The 19,367-nt window shown below is 39.4% G+C and carries 17 protein-coding genes; 12 read left to right on the top strand and 5 right to left on the bottom strand.

Annotated features, from left to right (window positions below; translation table 11 throughout):
- Positions 1-28: 28 nt before the first annotated feature.
- From CXF79_RS06720 to CXF79_RS06680, 9 genes are all read left to right on the top strand, one after another.
- Positions 29-1,072, top strand: coding sequence for an XdhC family protein (locus CXF79_RS06720; RefSeq protein ID WP_101154416.1), 1,044 nt, complete (start codon positions 29-31; stop codon positions 1,070-1,072).
- Positions 1,062-1,718 carry a nucleotidyltransferase family protein gene (locus CXF79_RS06715; RefSeq protein WP_101154415.1) on the top strand — a complete coding sequence of 219 codons (657 nt, stop codon included), beginning with the start codon at positions 1,062-1,064 and terminating at the stop codon, positions 1,716-1,718. The genes CXF79_RS06720 and CXF79_RS06715 overlap by 11 nt, the downstream gene beginning before the upstream one ends.
- Before the next feature lie 73 nt (positions 1,719-1,791).
- Positions 1,792-2,337: a (2Fe-2S)-binding protein gene (locus CXF79_RS06710; RefSeq protein ID WP_011041152.1), complete on the top strand. Its 546-nt coding sequence runs from the start codon at positions 1,792-1,794 to the stop codon at positions 2,335-2,337.
- 2 nt (positions 2,338-2,339) lie between these two features.
- Positions 2,340-4,592, top strand: a complete 2,253-nt coding sequence (locus CXF79_RS06705) for a xanthine dehydrogenase family protein molybdopterin-binding subunit (RefSeq protein WP_101154414.1) — start codon at positions 2,340-2,342, stop codon at positions 4,590-4,592.
- Between the two features lie 420 nt (positions 4,593-5,012).
- Positions 5,013-5,990 (top strand): methylenetetrahydrofolate reductase, encoded by a 978-nt coding sequence (locus CXF79_RS06700; protein WP_011041150.1) that lies wholly within the window; start codon positions 5,013-5,015, stop codon positions 5,988-5,990.
- Between the two features lie 228 nt (positions 5,991-6,218).
- Positions 6,219-7,643, top strand: a complete 1,425-nt coding sequence (locus CXF79_RS06695) for a sigma-54 interaction domain-containing protein (protein ID WP_011041148.1) — start codon at positions 6,219-6,221, stop codon at positions 7,641-7,643.
- 182 nt (positions 7,644-7,825) lie between these two features.
- Positions 7,826-9,208, top strand: a complete 1,383-nt coding sequence (gene ccoG, locus CXF79_RS06690; RefSeq protein WP_011041147.1) for a cytochrome c oxidase accessory protein CcoG — start codon at positions 7,826-7,828, stop codon at positions 9,206-9,208.
- A 124-nt stretch (positions 9,209-9,332) separates the two neighbouring features.
- Complete coding sequence (locus CXF79_RS06685) at positions 9,333-9,953, top strand: cytochrome c oxidase subunit 3 family protein (protein ID WP_011041146.1); 621 nt, start codon at positions 9,333-9,335, stop codon at positions 9,951-9,953.
- A gap of 9 nt (positions 9,954-9,962) precedes the next feature.
- Complete coding sequence (locus tag CXF79_RS06680) at positions 9,963-10,259, top strand: cytochrome C oxidase subunit IV family protein (protein WP_101154413.1); 297 nt, start codon at positions 9,963-9,965, stop codon at positions 10,257-10,259.
- A 44-nt stretch (positions 10,260-10,303) separates the two neighbouring features.
- On the opposite strand, the gene CXF79_RS06675 is transcribed toward CXF79_RS06680, so the two are convergent.
- Complete coding sequence (locus tag CXF79_RS06675; RefSeq protein ID WP_101154412.1) at positions 10,304-11,299, bottom strand: AraC family transcriptional regulator; 996 nt, start codon at positions 11,297-11,299, stop codon at positions 10,304-10,306.
- Between the two features lie 267 nt (positions 11,300-11,566).
- Between CXF79_RS06675 and CXF79_RS06670 the strand changes: the two genes are divergently transcribed.
- From CXF79_RS06670 to CXF79_RS06660, 3 genes are all read left to right on the top strand, one after another.
- Positions 11,567-12,922, top strand: a complete 1,356-nt coding sequence (locus tag CXF79_RS06670; RefSeq protein WP_198560045.1) for a metal-dependent hydrolase family protein — start codon at positions 11,567-11,569, stop codon at positions 12,920-12,922.
- 109 nt (positions 12,923-13,031) lie between these two features.
- Entirely contained in the window at positions 13,032-14,261 is a 1,230-nt protein-coding gene (locus CXF79_RS06665) for a carbohydrate porin (protein WP_101154411.1), read from the top strand.
- A 76-nt stretch (positions 14,262-14,337) separates the two neighbouring features.
- Positions 14,338-16,038 (top strand): OprO/OprP family phosphate-selective porin, encoded by a 1,701-nt coding sequence (locus CXF79_RS06660; protein ID WP_157825854.1) that lies wholly within the window; start codon positions 14,338-14,340, stop codon positions 16,036-16,038.
- Positions 16,039-16,096: 58 nt separating this feature from the next.
- On the opposite strand, the gene CXF79_RS06655 is transcribed toward CXF79_RS06660, so the two are convergent.
- The 4 genes from CXF79_RS06655 to CXF79_RS06640 form a co-directional block, all read right to left on the bottom strand.
- Positions 16,097-16,855: a TSUP family transporter gene (locus CXF79_RS06655; RefSeq protein ID WP_101154409.1), complete on the bottom strand. Its 759-nt coding sequence runs from the start codon at positions 16,853-16,855 to the stop codon at positions 16,097-16,099.
- 87 nt (positions 16,856-16,942) lie between these two features.
- Positions 16,943-17,272 (bottom strand): DUF3325 domain-containing protein, encoded by a 330-nt coding sequence (locus CXF79_RS06650; RefSeq protein ID WP_101154408.1) that lies wholly within the window; start codon positions 17,270-17,272, stop codon positions 16,943-16,945.
- Positions 17,272-18,903 (bottom strand): PepSY-associated TM helix domain-containing protein, encoded by a 1,632-nt coding sequence (locus tag CXF79_RS06645; RefSeq protein WP_101154407.1) that lies wholly within the window; start codon positions 18,901-18,903, stop codon positions 17,272-17,274. The genes CXF79_RS06650 and CXF79_RS06645 overlap by 1 nt, the downstream gene beginning before the upstream one ends.
- On the bottom strand, positions 18,903-19,223 hold the full coding sequence (locus tag CXF79_RS06640; RefSeq protein ID WP_198560044.1) for a DUF3649 domain-containing protein: 321 nt from the start codon (positions 19,221-19,223) through the stop codon (positions 18,903-18,905). The genes CXF79_RS06645 and CXF79_RS06640 overlap by 1 nt, the downstream gene beginning before the upstream one ends.
- Positions 19,224-19,367 lie beyond the last annotated feature (144 nt).

Here is a 19,367-nt window from a genome sequence, read left to right as displayed (position 1 = left end):
AATCTTTATTTAAGTGTACAAATAATAAATGAGTAATCGCCTTGCCGCATTATTAGCTAGCTGGTTTCCCGAAAAAGACTCATGTCAATGGGTTCTTGCCAGCATCATTGAAACACAAAGATCTTCATATCGTAAATCTGGCGCTATGATGCTTATTAATAGCTTAGGTAAGAGCTATGGTTTATTAAGCGGTGGTTGTCTTGAAGCTGATTTAATGCGCCAAGCGCAAAAGTGTTGGCATCAAAACAGTAATATTACTGTTTGTTACGATATGCAAGATGACAGTGATATAGCCTGGCAGCTTGGCATAGGTTGTGGTGGTTTAGTGAAAGTATTACTACAGCCCATCAATCACGATAATAATTACCTCGATTTATTAACCTTAAAAAGTCAACTTGATAACCGTAATGCTTGTTTTTACCATATTGATACCCTCAATACACAAAATACCTCGATGAGTAATAATCAGGTGCTATCAAAATCCGTTAGCTCACTCGAACCTTTAATTACCATTAAACCATCCCCCGCTTTAGTTATCTTTGGTGGTGGCGTTGATGCACAACCGCTCGTTAAAATAGCACAGACCCTAGGTTGGTTTATTTGTTTAATCGATTGCAGAACGGCCTATGCAAGAGCTGCCTATTTTAAAGAAGCCGATATAGTCATCAATCAAGATTACACGAGCTTGGAGAAAAATTTAGTTTTACCCAAAGCCGATGCCATCGTAATAATGCACCATAATGTATCCCTCGATGCCCATGCCTTACAGTTAGTGAAAAACCAAGAGAATTTAGCTGCCGCGAGTTATATAGGGTTATTGGGGCCTCAACATCGAACAGAAAAAGTGTTGAAAAAAGCACAGTTAAATTCAACAGACTTACCTAATAAATTAGCCAACAAGCTCGCTAATCCCATTGGTTTTGACCTTGGCGGCGATCTACCTGAATCTATTGCCCTAGCTATATTATCGCAAGCACATGCTACCCTAGAACAAGCTTCCGGTAACTCTTTGGGTTACTTCCAAAGCCAGATAACCAACAATATTAAACAGGTAATTAGCCATGCAGGTTAATATTATTCTGCTAGCAGCAGGCAAAGGTCAGCGCTTTCAATCTTCATCTCCCAATAAAATAGGTTGTGCGACAATTAAACAGCTTGCTCGAATTAATGACAAACCGCTGATTGTTCATAGTATTGATAAACTACAACCATTACTTAAAAACGCATACGTTCATAATTTTTTTGTTACGCTTGGCGCCAATAAAAACGCAATTCAGACAGTATTACCTCAAGATATTTCGGTGATTGCAAGCCAGCATTGGGCAGAAGGAATGGGACATACCTTAGCGGAGTCAGTGCACTCAATTAAAGCAACGAGTAGCCATGTGCTCGTTGCTTTAGCAGATCAAGCTTTAATCACCACTGAGCATTACCAAGAGTTACTCAGTGCCAGCAAAGAGCTGCCTAACAAAATAATTGCCACTTTATGTGAGGGCCAATTGATGGCACCGGCTATTTTTCCGGAAAAATACTTTCCACTACTAGTAAAAATACAAGGTGATAAAGGTGCAGGTAAATTATTACTGCAACATGCAAAAAAGGCAGATGCTATCACCTGTGAAGACGCAAAAATCGATATTGATACCTTCTCTGATTTAGAGCGAGTAAGACAACATTTAGAATACGCTTTGCAAGATAATCAACAAAGCTCTCTATAAAGTTATATAACTTTTTATGGAACAATAATTTAAAAAATGAAACAACTTCACACTGTCAAACCCTGGAGCCAGTATGATCAAAATAACCTTAAACAATAAGCCCGTTGAACTTGATGTTGATCCGCAAATGCCACTGCTTTATGCCCTGCGTGATGAGCTAAAACTCACTGGCACTAAATTTGGCTGCGGTGCAGGACAATGTGGCGCTTGTACCGTTCATCTCAATGGCACCGCTATACGTTCTTGTATAACGCCGGTATCTGCTGTTGCTGAACAAGCAATTACCACCATTGAAGGCTTAGCTGATAGCACAGGAAGATTAGGTGAAAGTGCTGTGCAAGTTGCTTGGCGTGAATTTAAAGTACCACAATGTGGCTATTGCCAAAGTGGTCAAATGATGAGTGCAGCAGCATTATTAAAAGCAACGCCTCAACCAACCGATGAGCAAATAATTGAACACATGCAAGGTAATATTTGTCGATGTGGTACCTATCAACGCATTAAAGCCGCGATTAAATCAGCTGCAGCGCATTCACCCAACAGTGATTTATCTGCGAGTCACTCCCCCGTCAATAAAAACGGTGTAGAGATTTTTGATGCCAGCAAGCAAGGAGCATAACCATGAATGCTATTGAAAACGTAAGTCGTCGTGGTTTCCTAAAAGTTGCGGGGATCACAAGTGGTACCTTTGTTTTAGGCATGAATTTACCTCTGGCTACAGCGCAAGTGAAGTCTTCTACTGCAGCACCCAGTCATGAATTAAACTTCTTTGTGAGTATTGCCAGCGACTCTATGGTGACGCTAGTTTGTCATCGCAGTGAAATGGGACAAGGCATCCGCACCAGTGTGCCGCAAATTATCGCTGAAGAGTTAGAAGCCGATTGGCAAAAGGTAACTGTTGTTCAAGCTAAAGCTGATGCAAAATACGGCTCTCAGGGCACAGCAGGCTCCGCTTCAATTCGTAGTCATTTCACCAGTATTCGCCAAATAGGCGCTGTCGCCCGTGACATGTTGGAGCAAGCTGCGGCTAATATTTGGCAAGTACAACGCAACAGTGTCAAAGCAGAAAAACATTTTGTTGTTCATACCGCTACGGGTGAAAAAATTAGCTTTGGCGAACTTGCCAGTCACGCCGCTAAACTTACCCCACCTGATAGCAGTAAAGTAAAATTAAAAAACAGCGCTGATTTCTCTCTCATCGGTAAAGATGTCAAGCTGGTCGATTTAGATAATATTGTTGCCGGTAAAGCGCAATACGCGCAAGACATTCAACTACCTGACATGCTTATTGCAACTATCGTAAGACCGCCAGTAGTTGGTGGTAGTCTGGTATCCTTTGATGCCAGTGAGACATTAAAAATAAAAGGTGTAGTTGACGTTATTGCTTTAAAACCGCGTGGTATTCCTGTTACCACCAACCCATTATCAGGTGTTGCCGTGCTTGCCGATAATACGTGGGCAGCGATTGAAGGACGTAAGAAACTCAAAATCAAATGGCAACATGGTGACAAGGCGTCTCACAATAGCGCCAAGTTTATCAAACAGCTCGCAAAACAAGTAAACCAACAAGGTGAAATGGTTGCCAAAAAAGGAGATATTTATAACCATAAATATCTTGATGAAAATACCGTAGAAGCAACCTACACTGTCCCATATATACATCATGCACCAATGGAAACCCCTGCTGCAACCGCAATAGTGAAAGGTAAAAAGTGTACTATTTGGGCAGGAACACAAAACCCACAATGGGCTAAAAGCAACGTGGCGACAGAGTTAGGCTTAGGTAAGGATGAACACGATAATATAGAGCTAAATGTCACACTCATGGGTGGCGCTTTTGGACGTAAATCAAAAGCCGATTTTATTATTGAAGCGGTTGAATTAGCCAGAGCGAGTAAGCGACCTGTCAAAGTTATCTGGAGTCGCGAAGATGATATTCAACATGGATTCTACCATTCTATTTCAGCCAATTATTGTAAAGCCGAATTAACCGGTAATGGTAGTGCTGACTATTGGGTAAGTCGCAACGCTTACCCGCCGATTGGCTGGCTGTGGAACCCTGAAGCCAAAATGCCGAGTGATGATCAACTCGCCCTTGGATTTGGTGATATACCTTTCGCTTTAAATAATTTAAGTATTGAAAAACATGCAGTAGACTCTTTTGTCAGACCTGGTTGGGTGCGTTCAGTTGCCTGCATCAATAACGGCTTTGCTCTTGGTTCTTTTGTTGACGAATTAGCGGTAAAAGCAAAATTACCTACCAGACAAATGTGGCTCAATTTATTGGGTGATGACCGTCATGTAGACCCGAATAAAAACGGTTTTAAGTACTCTAATTATAATTTATCGCTAACGGATCACCCTGTTGATACTAAGCGTATGAAAGATCTCATCAATTTAATCAGTGATAAAGCTAACGTTGAGCAAGAATTACCTGAAAACCAAGGTTGGGGTATAAGCTTCTTACGCAGTTTTGGCTCTTTTGTTGCCGCCGCCACTAAAGTTGAAGTGGTTAACAATAAAGTTACCGTACTTGAAATGCATACTGCAGTAGATTGCGGCATTGTTGTTACTCCGGATAGAGTTAAAGCGCAAATGGAAGGCGCTATGGTATTTGGTCTATCAATTGCCTTAATGGGCGAAATAACAGTAGATGAAGGCAAAGTTCAACAAAGTAACTTTCATGATTACCCCGTAACACGTATGAACCAAGTGCCCGAAATGCATGTGCATATTGTTAAGTCTGATGCACCACCAGGAGGAATTGGCGAGCCAGGTGTACCACCTGTAGCACCAAGCATTACTAATGCGATTTACCATGCTAGCAAAACCAGAATACGTGATTTGCCAGTGAATAAAGTCTTTACTGTTTAAGATTCACCTTATTCACTGCATGTAGAACACTAGTTGAAACAGATAAGGTATTAATTAAAGGCAATGTAGGAGTATTGGCTCTGGCTATATGCTCCTACATTATCTAATAAATTGCAGATAATGCCCTTCAAAAAACTCAATTGATAAACTTAATAAAATAGATGGTCGATTATTTTTAATAATTGTCTTAATAAATAGTCAACTAAAAACCTCGCAAAATCCCCAGTAAAAGAGAATAATTACAAATACTTAACTGTAAAACACAATAAGAAAGTCGTGTATCTATTACATAAAAACTATACAATTTATCAGCAGAGTGAATAAAATTTCAACTTATAGCATACACAATGGTTGACAAAAGCAAGGTTTTGAATGAACATATAGCCATCTAAACGTCTAAAGAAAGTAAGAAGAAATATTTTGAGCACACAATCAGAGCTTCAAGCCAGATACAATGATATTTATCGAGGCGTCTACTTTATTGGTACCACACCACCTAAAAGTGATACTCCACTTGATAAAGTGAGCGAAATTGCAGAAAAGCTGCTTGATCGCGTCAGTGATATCGACTTTGATGGCCTGATTGTTTATGACATTCAAGATGAAAATTCGCGTATTAGCAAACCTAGACCTTTCCCGTTTAAATCAACTCATGATACCCGGCTTTATTCTTCTTTATTGAATAAAAAATCAACTCGCCCTGTCATTACCTATAAAAGCGTTGTTCAATCAAATAGCGATGATTTTAATGAGTGGGCAAACGAAGCGTGGCAAAAATATGGCGTAAAAGATGTAGTCTTGGTCGGCAGTCCATCAAAGGATAATAAAATATCTCTATCTTTGGCTGATGCTTATAAAACCTTAGTAGATAACCCACATGACTTCTTTATTGGTGGCGTAACTATTGCTGAGCGTCATGCAAGTAATAAAAATGAACATGAGCGCTTAATGGCAAAACACCAACAAGGCTGTAGTTTCTTTATTTCACAAGCGATATACAACCCACAAGCAACGATAGATTTACTAACTCGTTATGCTATTGAATGCCAAAAACAAGGTGTAAAACCACAACGTTTGATCTTAACATTCTCTCCCTGTGGCAGTGAAAAAACCTTAGAATTTATTGAGTGGTTAGGCGTTAATGTTCCTGAGGCGACCAGCTTACGTATACTTAACGCACAAAGCCCTTTGTATGAATCAATTCAATTTTGTGTCAATAGTTTGCAACAAATCTTAGATGCGATACTTCCCTATGATTTACCTTTAGGTTTAAATATTGAGAGCTTAACTAATCGTAAAGAAGAAATAGACGGTTCTATTTTGTTATACAAACTATTACGTTCAAAAATGGATAACTTTTTAGCTAAAAAAGAATTATCAGCTTTAAATAAACAGTAATAGCGACTAAAAGAACTCAACAAAATATTGAGTTCTTTGTACCATTTTTTTATCTATCTTCTCCCTGCTTCATTTGAAAAAATAAAAGCGCACTAATTATTCTTAAACACGCGCTTTTAATACCAGCACTTTATTGATCTCCCGCCAGATTTTTCCCCCTATACCTGATAAACTAACACAACGCCACGATATGTCGTGCATCTGATTTTTACCAAGAGAAAACAAGGTATGCCCGCAAATATAAAAGAATTTTTAGCTGACTCACAACTACTGCTCAATGCCGTCGGCGAAGGTGTCTATGGCTTTGATAAAGAAGGCAATGCTGTGTTTGTAAATCCAGCCTCGGAGCAAATGACAGGTTGGAAGTCTGAAGAGTTACTCGGTAAAAATATTCATAAATATCATCATCATACCTATGCCAATGGTGAAGTATATCCAAGTGAAGAGTGCAGTATTTATAATACCATGCGTGACGGTGTAGAGCGTAAAATTACCGATGAAGTATTTTGGCGCAAAGATGGTACAAGCTTTCCTGTAGAATATACCTCAACCCCCGTTTATAAAGACGGTGAACTCATCGGTGCGGTTGCTGTTTTCCGTGATGTTAGCCAACAAAGACTCGCCGATAGCAACTTACGAGCTGCTTTGAAAAAAGTACAAGACCTCACTGAAAAACTACAGGCGGAAAACAGCTATTTGCAAGAAGAAATAAATGAAAACTGGCATGGTTCGGGATTAGAAGGTAACAGCCCAAAGTTTCTTGCCATGTTACAGCAAATAAAACTGGTCGCTCAAACAGATAGCACCGTACTCATATTAGGTGAAAATGGTACAGGTAAAGAACTAGTCGCACGTAATTTGCATCAATTGAGTCAACGCCATAATACTCCCTTAGTAAAAGTAAACTGTGCTGCATTTTCGTCAAACTTGTTAGAGTCGGAGCTTTTCGGACACGAAAAAGGCGCATTTACGGGCGCAAGTGAAAAAAGGCGAGGCCGCTTTGAGCTCGCCGACAAAGGCACCTTATTTTTAGATGAAATTGGTGAGCTCTCCCCTGATGCGCAGAGTAAGTTATTACGTGTTTTACAGGAGCGTGAATTTGAGCGTGTTGGTGGTAGTAAAACTATCAAGGTTGATATTCGTATTATTGCCGCTACCAACCAAGATTTACTTGCCATGGTTGAGCAAGGTAAGTTCAGAATGGATTTATATTACCGCTTGAATGTATTCCCTATCGTTATGCCCGCGTTAAGAGAGCGAATAGAAGATATCCCCTTACTTTGTCACAGCATTTTAGCGCAACTTAATACTAAACTTAATAAAGATATCAAAAGCATAAGTAAACATAGTCTAAACAAATTGGCGAGTTATCATTGGCCAGGGAATATTAGAGAGTTACAAAACATTCTTGAGCGTGAGGTTATTCTATCCACTTCGACAACACTTCAAATTCAACAAAAATTTGATAAATCTCAGTCGGTTGTACGTACCTTTAACAAACCTTTGGCTGACATTGAAAAAGCTTACATCATTGAGGTATTAAATGACTGTCACTGGCGGATTGGTGGTAAAAATGGCGCAGCCAAAATACTAGGTTTACCCGATAGTACCTTACGTTCAAGGATGATAAAGCTTAAAATCAAGCGCGGTTAAACTTATACCCTTCCCAAATGAAGCACTCAAAAGACACGGTATATCGCGCCAACGCGATATACCGTGTCATCGAGACGTTCACATCCTTATTTTTTCAATAAAATACAACAACTTAAATACTAAGCATTCTGGCGTGATTATTGATATAGAGTAATTACTTAATTATGACCCTGTAGTAATTTATGAAGTTTGATATCAAAGAAGAGCACCTCATTATTAAGCCCTATAAATCTCAAACATCTGTGTATGTGAGAGAGCAAAAAGGCTTTTATCAAAAAATACGCCGTTATATTAACTGGCTACTTATGTTTGCTTTTATTGCCATGCCTTTTGTGCAATTTAACGATCAACAAGCCGTTTTACTGGATGTAGTGAAACAAGAGTTTAGAATTTTTAATCTGACTTTCTGGCCACAAGATTTTATTTTACTGGCTGGTATTCTTATGGTGGCGGCTTTTGCGCTATTTTTTATCACCACTTGGCTTGGACGAGTTTGGTGTGGTTATGTATGTCCACAAACCGTTTGGACACTTGCCTATGTTTGGGTCGAACACAGAATTGAGGGTACTCGCAACAAACGAATGGCTCTAGATAAAGCCCCATGGACCCTAAATAAAGCTTACAAAAAAACACTAAAACATATTATTTGGCAGTTAATGTCGATATTTACCGCAACAACCTTTATCTCGTATTTTGTTCCCGTGAGTGAACTATATAGCACTATGCTGACATTTGATTGGAGCGGTGCTGTGACTTTTTGGGTGGTGTTTTTTGCCCTAGCCACATACGGTAATGCGGGCTGGATGAGAGAACATGTTTGCATTCATTTATGTCCTTATTCGCGCTTTCAGTCGGCCATGTTTGACAAAAACACACTGCTGGTTGCCTATGATGCCGAGCGTGGTGAAAATAGAGCACCCCGTAAACGTAAAGATGATCCCAAAGCCCTTGGTCTAGGTGATTGTGTTGATTGTAATTTATGTGTCGATGTTTGCCCTGCAGGAATAGATATCCGTAACGGTATTCAATACGAGTGTATTAACTGTGGTTTATGTATAGATGCTTGTGACCAAACCATGGAAAAGTTTAACTACCCTAAAGGCTTGATTAAATATACCAGTGAACAACAACTTGCTGGTAAAGAAAGCAGTCGCTTTAATTTAAAACTCGTGTCTTACGCAGGTTTAACGCTGATGTTTACCTTGTTATTAGGTATTTGGATTGATAGCAGAATTCCGTTAGAAGCGAATATTATCCGCGATAGAACTGCCTTGTATCGCGTTAATTATGAAGGCGTGGTTGAAAACACCTATACCTTAAAGATTCTGAATAAAACACAACAACCCTTACATTTTGATATCAAGGTTGAGAACTTAAACGACATAGAAATAAAACTTCCCAAAAATGTGCGAATAGGCGCAGGTGTTATGGAAGAAATCCCCGTCACCTTAGCTATAGATGGTTACAAGCTTGAGAAGAAAATTACCAACTTTGATTTCATCATTCAAGCGGTTGAACAACCCAATATTTTAGTGCAGAAGAATACGGTGTTCTTTCGTAACTAATTCATAAAATTACAATAAAGCGGCTTAGACCAGTCGCTTTTTGTAAGCAACTATAAATTATTAACTTCACTCCTAAAGACAAGTTCTACATTAGTCAGTCACCTGTCTACGAGTAAGGAATTATATGACTATTACAGCAACAGGTTTTAATTTAAATGGCAGTGGCTCAGTCACTAAAGAACCCGAAACACTTAATAAAATACCCGGTAACCGGGCAATTTGGGTCGGTATATTTGCCGAAATGACTGAGTTTGCTCTGTTTTTTTTAGTGTACTTTATTGCCAAGGCGCACTATCCAGAACAATTTAACCAAGGGCCACAACAGTTAAACACGTTAGCCGGCACCTTAAATACTTTTGCCTTAATCAGTAGTAGCTATTTTGTTGCCAAAGCACTGGCGTCTATTCGTATGGATGACCCTGAGCAAAGTATAAAATGGCTTTGGCGAGCAGTGTCTTGTGGCTGTATTTACCTAGTGATTAAAGTTTGGGAATATCATTGGAATGTAGATCAAGGCATTGTAACCAATACCAGTAAATTCTACACAATGTATTACTACATGACCTTTAATCATTTACTACATGTTGGTTGGGCAAGCGGTAGTTTACTCTGGGCTATTCACCAGCTCAAAGTTGGTCGTTATACCAAGAAAAATCATATTGGTTTAACTGCCATTGCTTGTTATTGGCATATGGTCGATCTCGCTTGGGTGATTATTTTTCCACTGTTATATGTACTTCGATAAGGAATACTCATGATAAAGAACATCTTCACACTAAATGCATTAGATATCTCTTGGGTTTTATTGATGATAATTACTTCTGCTAATGCTTTAGTTGCCGAAACAGCTGAGCCGAGCTTAGCCATTACCGCCATTATATGTTGCTCTATTGCCTATAAAGGCAGACGAATTATGGATCACTTTATGGAGCTTAATCATGCTAATGAAACGATTCAGTTTTTTATGCGTAGCTACTTCCATGTGTTCCCTGTACTCATTTTTTTAAGTGATCTGTTTTCTGAGGAACTGGCCAGTTTAACGACAATTTAGCGACTACTTCATACTGTGATGTTGTCGCTATAAACAAGAGTGCGCTAATTTAATAACAGTTTATATTGAGTTGGGCTAAGTCCTGACCAGCGTTTAAAAGCACGAGTGAAATTAGCCGCATCTGAATACCCCAGAGCTAAAGCAACTTCAAGCACTGATAATTGTTCAGTGCTTAACATTACTTGCGACTGTTTAAAAAGAACTTGTTCACTTAATTCTCTATATGAACATCCCTCTTCTTTCAACAGTCGCTGCATATGTCTAATATTTAACCCAAGTGAGTTAGCAATTTGTTGCGCATTAAGCGGTTGATTTGCACATGATTGCATCAGTAACTCTTTAATTACATGGCTATTAACCGTTGAAATAGTCATTTGATGAGCCACTTCTTCCGCAACTCTATCTTTAGGCTTTATGACTGCACCATTAAGTAATAGTGATTTGGAAATACATATGCCAGTAAAGGCTTTATTAATGAGAATTTGGCTATTACTAAAGGAAGCCGTATTGTCAGCGCCTTTAAGCGTATGAGTTTGTAGATGTACCTTTGGTGGAGTCCAAGTAGCTGTAGTAAAACCACGCACTAGCTGAATCATTAAACTGATCACATGTTGCTCTATTGGCCAGTGACCTTTTTTAATACCTTGCGTGCCCAACCGACAAAACCATACGAAGGCTCCCTGCTCCATTAACCAAAAAGGCGGACAATTTGATTGTTGCCCCATGTCACTAATAAAAGTGGTTAATGCTTGGTACAAACTATCAGCTTGCATCACCTTAGCACCAAAAACACCAAAACTATCAAGGGATAACTGTTCAGTGACTTGAAAGCCTAAATCTTCAATTCCTTGACTATTTGAGGCATTTTCCAGCAATGACCAGAAGGGGGCTTCAGCAATCAAGTTGTCTTTATTTGAGAAATAATCAGCGTTCAGATTCACTTGATTTAACAAACGATCAAGAGGAGCCCCCACTTTATCCAAAAAGCTAATAAAGGGTTGTAAATGACTGGCTTTAACCACGGTAATGTCAGTTTTCAAACTTTACGTCCTGTATTATTTTGCCACTTCTAAAGAATGACTATCCAATAATTTAGCTTTCTTGTCGTCATATGACAAGAAAATTATCGTCAGTGAATTATGATGAAGTTAAGTGAAAACATTGAATATTATTAACTTTATTTTATTAATAAACGTATCAAACCAATGGCATATCTAACGTTTGTTACTATGATTATTATTCAATCATTACATTTAACATGCTGCATTCCATTGCAAACAGACCTCTAATTGATTAAAGGACAGATAATGAAATTGAAAAACACATTGATAAGTAAAGCCACTAGTCAGTTGGTAATTAGCGCTGTTGCAGCGTTCTCACTAACTTCAGCAGCCTTTGCTGCTGATCAAACATTGATTAAAAACGTTAAAATTTGGGACGGTACATCCTCGGGATTAAGTAAACAACAAGATGTATTAATTGAAGGTGAATTAATTAAATCGATTGGTAGCGGCCTAAAAGTCGCAGCTGACGTTGAAGTCATTGATGGTCAAGGTAAAACCATGATACCAGGTCTTATCGATATGCATTCACACCTATGTTTACAAGAAGGTATGTTAGTGGGTCGTGATAACTATGATCAAATGGCAATGGGTGCTCGAACAGCTCATTCTTTAACTCAATACCTTGACCAAGGTTTTACTACTGCACGTGATGTTGGCTGTAACGTATTAGGTGTAGCAAAAGCAATTAACAATGGCCTATTACCTGGGCCTCGTATTTTCCCTGCTGGCGGCTTTTTAAGTCAAACCGGAGGCCATGCTGATACGGGCAGATTTAATGACCAACCTGGTGCTATTGATGATTTAGAGCGTCATGGTTTTGGTTATATTGTTGATGGTAAAACAGAAGTACGACGTGCAGCTCGTCAAAATCTACGTGCTGGTGCAACGCATTTAAAATTAATGGCTGGTGGCGGTGTTGCCAGTGAATTTGATCCACTTCACAGCACACAATTTTCTGTTGAAGAATTTGAAGCCGCTGTAGAAGTTGCCAAAGATTACGGCACATATGTAACAGTACATGCATACCACGATCGCAGTGTAAACCGTGCCATTGATGCCGGTGTTCGAGTTATTGAACATAACTTTTTAGTATCAGAAAAAACCATTAAACGTATGAAAAAAGAAGGTATTGCCCTTTCTGCTCAGTCGGTAATGTCATTACAAGCATTTGGCGATCCAGACTCAATTACCTTCTTTAGCGCTGATCAAAAAATGAAAGCTAAAAAAGTAAACTCTGGTGCTACACAAATGTTTAAATGGGCTTTAAAACATGACTTATTAATTGTTACCGGTGGAGATATGTTTGGTCCTGCTTACAATACTAAGCAAGCTGAAAATATGACTTGGATGGGTAAAGTTGGCGCTAAACCACTACAAATCATGAAGATGGGTACATCTAATGCTGCTGAAGTTTTAACTTGGTCTGGTGGTATGAATCCATATAAATATGGTGCTTTAGGTGTTATCAAAAAAGGTGCTTATGCAGATTTAATTTTAATCGACGGTAACCCACTTAAAAACATTGAAGTATTGAACGAGTACAAAACTAAGTTCAAATTAATCATGAAAAATGGTCAAGTGCATAAAAACACGCTTTAACCTTGTAACCAATTAATATAAAAGGGTATTTACTGAGAAGTAAATACCCTTTTGTTACAAGTACTTTAGCGATAGAAGCAACACGCTTAGCAAAAAATGGAATCAATTTATGCTGACTAATAAAACTCTTCTTACTCTTGTCATTACTGGCTTATTAGCCACTGCATCAACTTACGCTACAGAAGATAATTCTACACAAGACCAATTAGTAAAAGGTCAGAGCGCTAACTTTGGTAGCCCAGATGCCGTTGATAACCAAATAGCTGAAGACAATAAAAAATCTAAACCTGACTTCAAAACTCAGCTAGAGCACAACAATATCAACATGGGAGTAGATTATTCTACCGTGTTTCTTGGGGCGAATAATGTATTAACTGGCTCAGACGATAACGCTGGCAGTAGCATGATTCGTTTTTATGGTAGCTGGAACCCTATTGGCGTTGGCACAAAAGAAGTGGGCGGTTTAGTTTGGAAGGTTGAACACCGCCATTCATATACAGATACCTCAGTGAAAGACTTTGAATTTGGCACCGGTGGGCTTGGGCTTGTTACTCCCCCTTTTAGTGACCAAGGTTTTCGAGTTACTAACCTGTATTACAAACAAAAATATATGAACGGAAGAGCATCTTTCGTCGCGGGGTTTTTAGATATAACTGACTTTGTCGACGTGTTTGCCATGGCCAGCCCATGGACAGGTTTCATGAACTTTGCCTTTAGTACTGGCACCACCACAATGGCCTTGCCTGGTGATGCTGCGTTAGGTGCTGCAGGCGGAATAATGTTGTCTGATGAGTATTATATGGTGGCTAGTTTTGTTGATATGAATTCAGATCCAACAAATATAATCGACGGATTAGAAACCTTTTTTAAAGAGAATAAATACTTCAAAAGTATTGAGCTAGGTTGGACCAAATCTCAAGGCGAGATATATGTCGATAACATCCACGCTACGCTTTGGCATGCCGACGAAAGTGTGGAGCAAGGGTCTAACAGAGGGTATGGCATTAATTTATCTGCTTCTCGTTTAATTGATGGTCAATGGTTACCCTTTGTTCGTGCTGGCTATTCTCAAGATGCTGGCACCTTAATGGAGAAATCAATCAGTGCGGGTTTTGGTTATTATGGCTTAGGTGGTGAAGAGAACAATCTCGGCGCTGCCATTAACTGGGGGCAAGTTAAAGGTAATGACGACCAATATACCACCGAGGTTTTCTACATTATGAAACCATTAGATTATCTAGAGGTAACAGCCGATTTACAATATATCGCCAATCCTGTATTAAATACCCTAGACAACAGTACACTTATCTATGGTTTAAGGCTTCGTTTAGCAATTTAGTCTAAAATAATATCAACACGATAAATAACTTGATAAAAATAGGGACATGATGAAGATAAAAAAGAATATATTCACCATGATCTGGACTACTCTATCAGTAGTCATCTTCACGTTAACTCAGTTGTCTATTTGCCGAGCCGAACAAGTTTCACAAGAACCAATAGCAAATGTCCCTGAAGTAGTTGAACAGAAAATAGTGATCCGCAATATCACTTTTGTCGATCCTGCAAAAAAAAAGAAGAGCACCACCGCTAACTTAGTTATCACTAATAAATTATTCGACCTTGTAACGCAAGATGACATTGACGTTGGCCATGGTGATATCATTTTTGATGCCCAAAATGGCTTTATTCTCGGCTCACTAGAGTCAGGTGAAATTGCCAATTTTCTAATTTTAGATGCTGACCCCCACGAAAATATTGAGGCCTTACTCGATACTAAAAAGCACGTACTGCTCGCCATTCATAACGGCGTAATTATTCGAAATAACCTCAGAGCCGAAAGTAATATTTCAGCGCTAGCAGAACAAAAAAGAATAAAACCCAAACGTACGGGTTGGCTATCTTATACTCCTCCGCCAATTGTATTACCCAGTAATTATAAAGATGCAGATTGGATAAAGTTTGATAATGATTATTTTTCTACCATCTTAATTGGGGCACTGGCTTTAGACAGGCAAAGTTGGGAATCACAAGATGAAGCTAGCTTAGCGCAAGTGGGAGATTTACAAGATTTTAATGGCGGTGAAATTCGTGCGCTACGTTTTGGGATCGCGGGGGCAATAAAATTTGATAAACCCTGGATTTATATGATCACTGGAGCAACCAATACCTTTGATAAGGGTTTTGACACCAACACTACAGATAATGTCAGTTTTATGGATTGGCGACTTGATATACCTACCTTTTATAACACTACCCTCAGTATCGGTAAGCAAAAAGAGCCTATTTCTATGGAAAGGCTCATGAGTATGACTTTTCTACCGATGCAGGAACGCGCCTTGGTTTCTGATGCATTACTGCCCTCACGTAACTTTGGTGCTGTATTAAGTGGCATAACACTTAATCAAAAGCTAACTTGGGCAGGCGGTGTGTTTAATAACTGGATAGAAGACGAAGGTTCACTTAGCGAAAACTCAACAGAACTAGTGGGGCGAACAACTTGGTTACCTTATCTATCAGAAGACGAAAATGAGTTAATCCATCTGGCTTTTGGTCTACGGTATAGCAATGCAAAGGAAGGGTTAAGATACGCCTCTGAACCTGAATTTAACAAATCAGCCACCTTTGTCGATACCGGAAACATTGATGCTGATAACAGTGTTACTTATAACCTTGAAGCCTCTTGGCGTAAAGGTCCTGTCTGGCTGATTGGTGAATATACTAAAAGTAAAGTTGCGGCTGATTATCTGCAAAATCCCGAGCTTTCTGGCTACCACGTTAGTGCCGTATTCTCAGTAACCGGTGAAATGCGTGAATACAATAAAAGGAGTGGCACCTTCTCCCCTTTACGCGTAGCACGTAGTGTTGAACAAGGAGGCTGGGGAGCATTAGAAGTCAGTACTCGTTGGTCGGTATTTGATGGCAGCGACGGTGGTTTAGCTGCTGGTGATACCTCGATATTATCTGTCGGTTTTGCTTGGTGGTTAACACCAAAGTTTAACGTCAATTTCAACTACCGTTGGATTGACTTAGACCGTTGTAGCTTTATCTCTGAAGCCTGTAATTTACAAGGTAGAAGTAGCGGTTTTAATACACGCTTAGCGTTATTCTTATAACAAGCATAAAAAGCCTGACATATTACAGAGTTTGTTTACGCTTAAAATATCAGAACAATTAAGTTGTTATGTATTTAGCCAACATGCCAAAGCACATGATAACGACTAAATATCTTAAATAATTTATCGGAATTTTAAAGAGACAATGAGAGCCTAACCACGCACCAATAAGTTGGCCAAACATCATGGTGATGCCAACCAGCCAAATGACCTGCCCGGCAAATAAAAACACGATCAACGAGGCAATATTGGTGGAAAAGTTCAGCGTTTTAGCTATCGCAGTTGCTTCGAGAAATTTCTGCCCTCGCAATGCACGGCCAGCTAAAGTAAAGAATGATCCTGTACCTGGTCCCAAAATTCCGTCATAACAACCGATCAAAGGCACGACAAAATTTCGATAACCTAATGTCGATACTTTCGCAGGTTTATTCTCAGCATCAACGGTGGGTGTGACCAAGAAATAAATACCAATAACACTAATCACCACAGGGATGATGAACGTCAATGCTGCGGTATTAACAAATTGAACGATGATAGTACCAATCGCGGATCCAATAAAAGCAGCAGGCATTAACTCTTTAACCTGATGCCACCTCACCCGCCTATTACGTAACATCATCACGCTAGCCGTTCCAGCTCCAACGCAAGATTGCAACTTATTGGTACCCAGCGCTACCAGTGGTGGTATACCACTCATCATCAGTGCAGGAAGCGTTAATAAACCGCCTCCGCCCGCTAAGGTATCCAGAAAACCCGCGATAATGGCAATGGTAAATAAAAATAATGCTATTTCAATAGTTAAACCAGCAAACTCCAAGGTACTTCCTCTACACTTCAATAATAACGATACAATCGAGAGCCGAAGACTGTAAGCAAGTACTTGGTAATAAGCAATACATCAATGTCAGAAATTAATGGGCGCAATACTTAAACTAGCCATGAAAGGCAAAGCGATAGCTAATCGAGGCACTATGTTCGCACGATAAGTTAATAATAACGTCAATAATAAAGTAGCTACGGTAAGTGCACCAAATAAAAGTGCGGGACCAATAGACCAGCCAAACAATACCACGCTTAAATAGGCGGTAAAAAGCAGCGCTAGCCAAGCTAAAGGCCTGAAAAGTAATATCGCAACCTTAGGTAGTGTTTTCGTTAATACTTGCTCGCGATGTTTGTTCATCCCAAGGCAAAAAAGCACCATAACTAAAAAGCTGAGGCTAGTTAATAAGAGCATTAGCCATTCTCCTTACTAATGCACTGTAACTGCAGTCGATTTTCATTATCTATTGCACTGTCTGGTCGAATTGCTTTTCTGCTCACTGCTTTTTCAGGCTGCAGTGTTTTGTATTTGTAGGCCGAAAAAGCAAAACAACAGCCAACGGTGAAGAATGTCAGGTCAAAGGCAGCAAGACCCCAATCCTGTTGTTGCAAACTATTTATTAGGTGTTTATCTGTGGTTAATGCATTTACCAACGGTAGCGCCATATAAACCAGTGCTGCAAGTTGTAGCTGCTCACGCCATGCTTTAGTAGCAGGACGAAACGCAGGATAAATTAATAATAGTGCCCAACTAATAAACATCACGTTAGCTTCCCAATCGACTCGTTCAACCATACCGATAGGTAATAACCTGTTAGCATAAAAATACATAGCGATAGCGATTGGTAAACCAACAATAGTACCAATATTGAGTTGCTCAACTAGTCGGTAACCAAAATCGGGGCCGTCCGGTTTTTTCAGTTGTTTCGGTTTACGTTTAGTGGTCCAAAGAATTAAACCTGAAGCAATCATTGCGGTGCCAATAAGACCGGTTAAAAAGTAAATCCAACGGGCTAGTGGTCCCGCAAATTGTCCCTCATGCAATGAGTAAAAACCATTATGAATCATACCGGCGGCAGTATACTCTCTCGGTGTTTGTTGAATGACTTCACCGGTAATTGCGTTAACCATTACTTGGTCATTAGGGTTATAAGTGATATCGGTTTCATGACGAATAAAAAGTACTTGGGCATTTATATCGTTTGCAGCAAACACTTCAACCGCGTTGAGTTCATCATTTTTCCACGTATTTTTTGCTTGTTGATATAACGATGCAATATCTTGCATTTCTGCAGGTTGATTCGCACTATCTGCATGACTAGTTCGAGGGTATATCTCTTTACGCATTTCCCGATATTCATCTTCATTGGTTTGCAGATTAGTACTAAGCGCCATGTAAGTAAAAAGGAAAAAAAGTAAACCACTGTAGGTGATCATGAAGTGAAAAGGCAAAGCAATAACACTTAATACATTGTGAATATCTAACCAGCCAATCAAACCTTTTTTTGCTCTAAAGGTAAAAAAATCGGTGAATATTTTCTTATGGATAACGACACCGGTGATAACGGCTAATAACATCAGCATGGCGCAGAAACCCACGATCCAATAGCTAATTTTAGTTGATAAGTAATGCAAACGATAATGCATTCTATAAAGCAGCCTACCACCACCTGTGGCTCGGCTCTCGACTTTTTCGCCTGTGGTTATATCTAACACTGTTGTCTTATACCGACCACGCTTCTTCCCCGCTTCTGGCGGATTACGCCAGCCCACTCGTAAATTTTGATTGCGAATAGTCGGTAAATTAATATCCCATTCATCAACGCCCTGAGCATTTTTTTGCAAGTACGTTTGGGCAATAGTAATTAATTGTTCAGTGCTAATATTATGTTCAATGAATGGTCGCTCTGGCTCCATCCAACGGGTAATTTCTTGGTAAAAATAACCAAGTGTTCCAGTTAAAAACATGAAAAATAAAATCCAGCCGACACTCAGGCCGACCCAAGTATGGAACCACTTCATCGACTGTCTAAAGTTATCTTTCATCAGCTATTCGCACCTGTAGACTGCATTAATAGCCAGGTCCCTATCGCAAAGAAAATATTAGCTTTTATTAAACCTATCCAAGCCTTAGTGGCACTTGATACCGAAAATACCCACATAGCAGCGCAGGCATACACAAGAAAGGAGAGTAATAAGCCAATATGAATAGCTTGATATTTTCCGGCACTATTTAATAGTAATTGACCAATAAAAAGAGAGCTAGATGTTGCTAAAGCGTAGCCGCCCAAGGTGGCCGCTACCGACCTAGAGAAAACTGCCCAACGCGGGCTAGAGCAATTGATATTATTTAAAAGGTAAGACACTGATATTCCATGCTTGCATCGAGCAAAGGTAATTTAAAAGAAAGAACTAAACCCGTAATCATTGGAGGTGCAGTGATAAGCCCTTTAATGATTACGGGTCAGAATACTGATATGATACCAGCAAACGAAATAAAAACCATTATC

The sequence above is a fragment of the Colwellia sp. Bg11-28 genome, from assembly GCF_002836245.1.
Classification (GTDB): domain Bacteria; phylum Pseudomonadota; class Gammaproteobacteria; order Enterobacterales; family Alteromonadaceae; genus Colwellia; species Colwellia psychrerythraea_A.
Note: the sequence above shows the minus strand (reverse complement) of the source record. Positions and strands in the feature narration are given on the sequence as shown.

Coding starts and splice junctions, on each gene's coding strand:
- CXF79_RS06720 (WP_101154416.1), top strand. CDS start 29: ATGAGTAATCGCCTTGCCGCATTATTAGCTAGCTGGTTTCCCGAAAAA.
- CXF79_RS06715 (WP_101154415.1), top strand. CDS start 1,062: ATGCAGGTTAATATTATTCTGCTAGCAGCAGGCAAAGGTCAGCGCTTT.
- CXF79_RS06710 (WP_011041152.1), top strand. CDS start 1,792: ATGATCAAAATAACCTTAAACAATAAGCCCGTTGAACTTGATGTTGAT.
- CXF79_RS06705 (WP_101154414.1), top strand. CDS start 2,340: ATGAATGCTATTGAAAACGTAAGTCGTCGTGGTTTCCTAAAAGTTGCG.
- CXF79_RS06695 (WP_011041148.1), top strand. CDS start 6,219: ATGCCCGCAAATATAAAAGAATTTTTAGCTGACTCACAACTACTGCTC.
- ccoG (WP_011041147.1), top strand. CDS start 7,826: ATGAAGTTTGATATCAAAGAAGAGCACCTCATTATTAAGCCCTATAAA.
- CXF79_RS06685 (WP_011041146.1), top strand. CDS start 9,333: ATGACTATTACAGCAACAGGTTTTAATTTAAATGGCAGTGGCTCAGTC.
- CXF79_RS06680 (WP_101154413.1), top strand. CDS start 9,963: ATGATAAAGAACATCTTCACACTAAATGCATTAGATATCTCTTGGGTT.
- CXF79_RS06670 (WP_198560045.1), top strand. CDS start 11,567: ATGAAATTGAAAAACACATTGATAAGTAAAGCCACTAGTCAGTTGGTA.
- CXF79_RS06665 (WP_101154411.1), top strand. CDS start 13,032: ATGCTGACTAATAAAACTCTTCTTACTCTTGTCATTACTGGCTTATTA.
- CXF79_RS06660 (WP_157825854.1), top strand. CDS start 14,338: ATGATCTGGACTACTCTATCAGTAGTCATCTTCACGTTAACTCAGTTG.
- CXF79_RS06650 (WP_101154408.1), bottom strand. CDS start 17,272: ATGCTCTTATTAACTAGCCTCAGCTTTTTAGTTATGGTGCTTTTTTGC.
- CXF79_RS06645 (WP_101154407.1), bottom strand. CDS start 18,903: ATGAAAGATAACTTTAGACAGTCGATGAAGTGGTTCCATACTTGGGTC.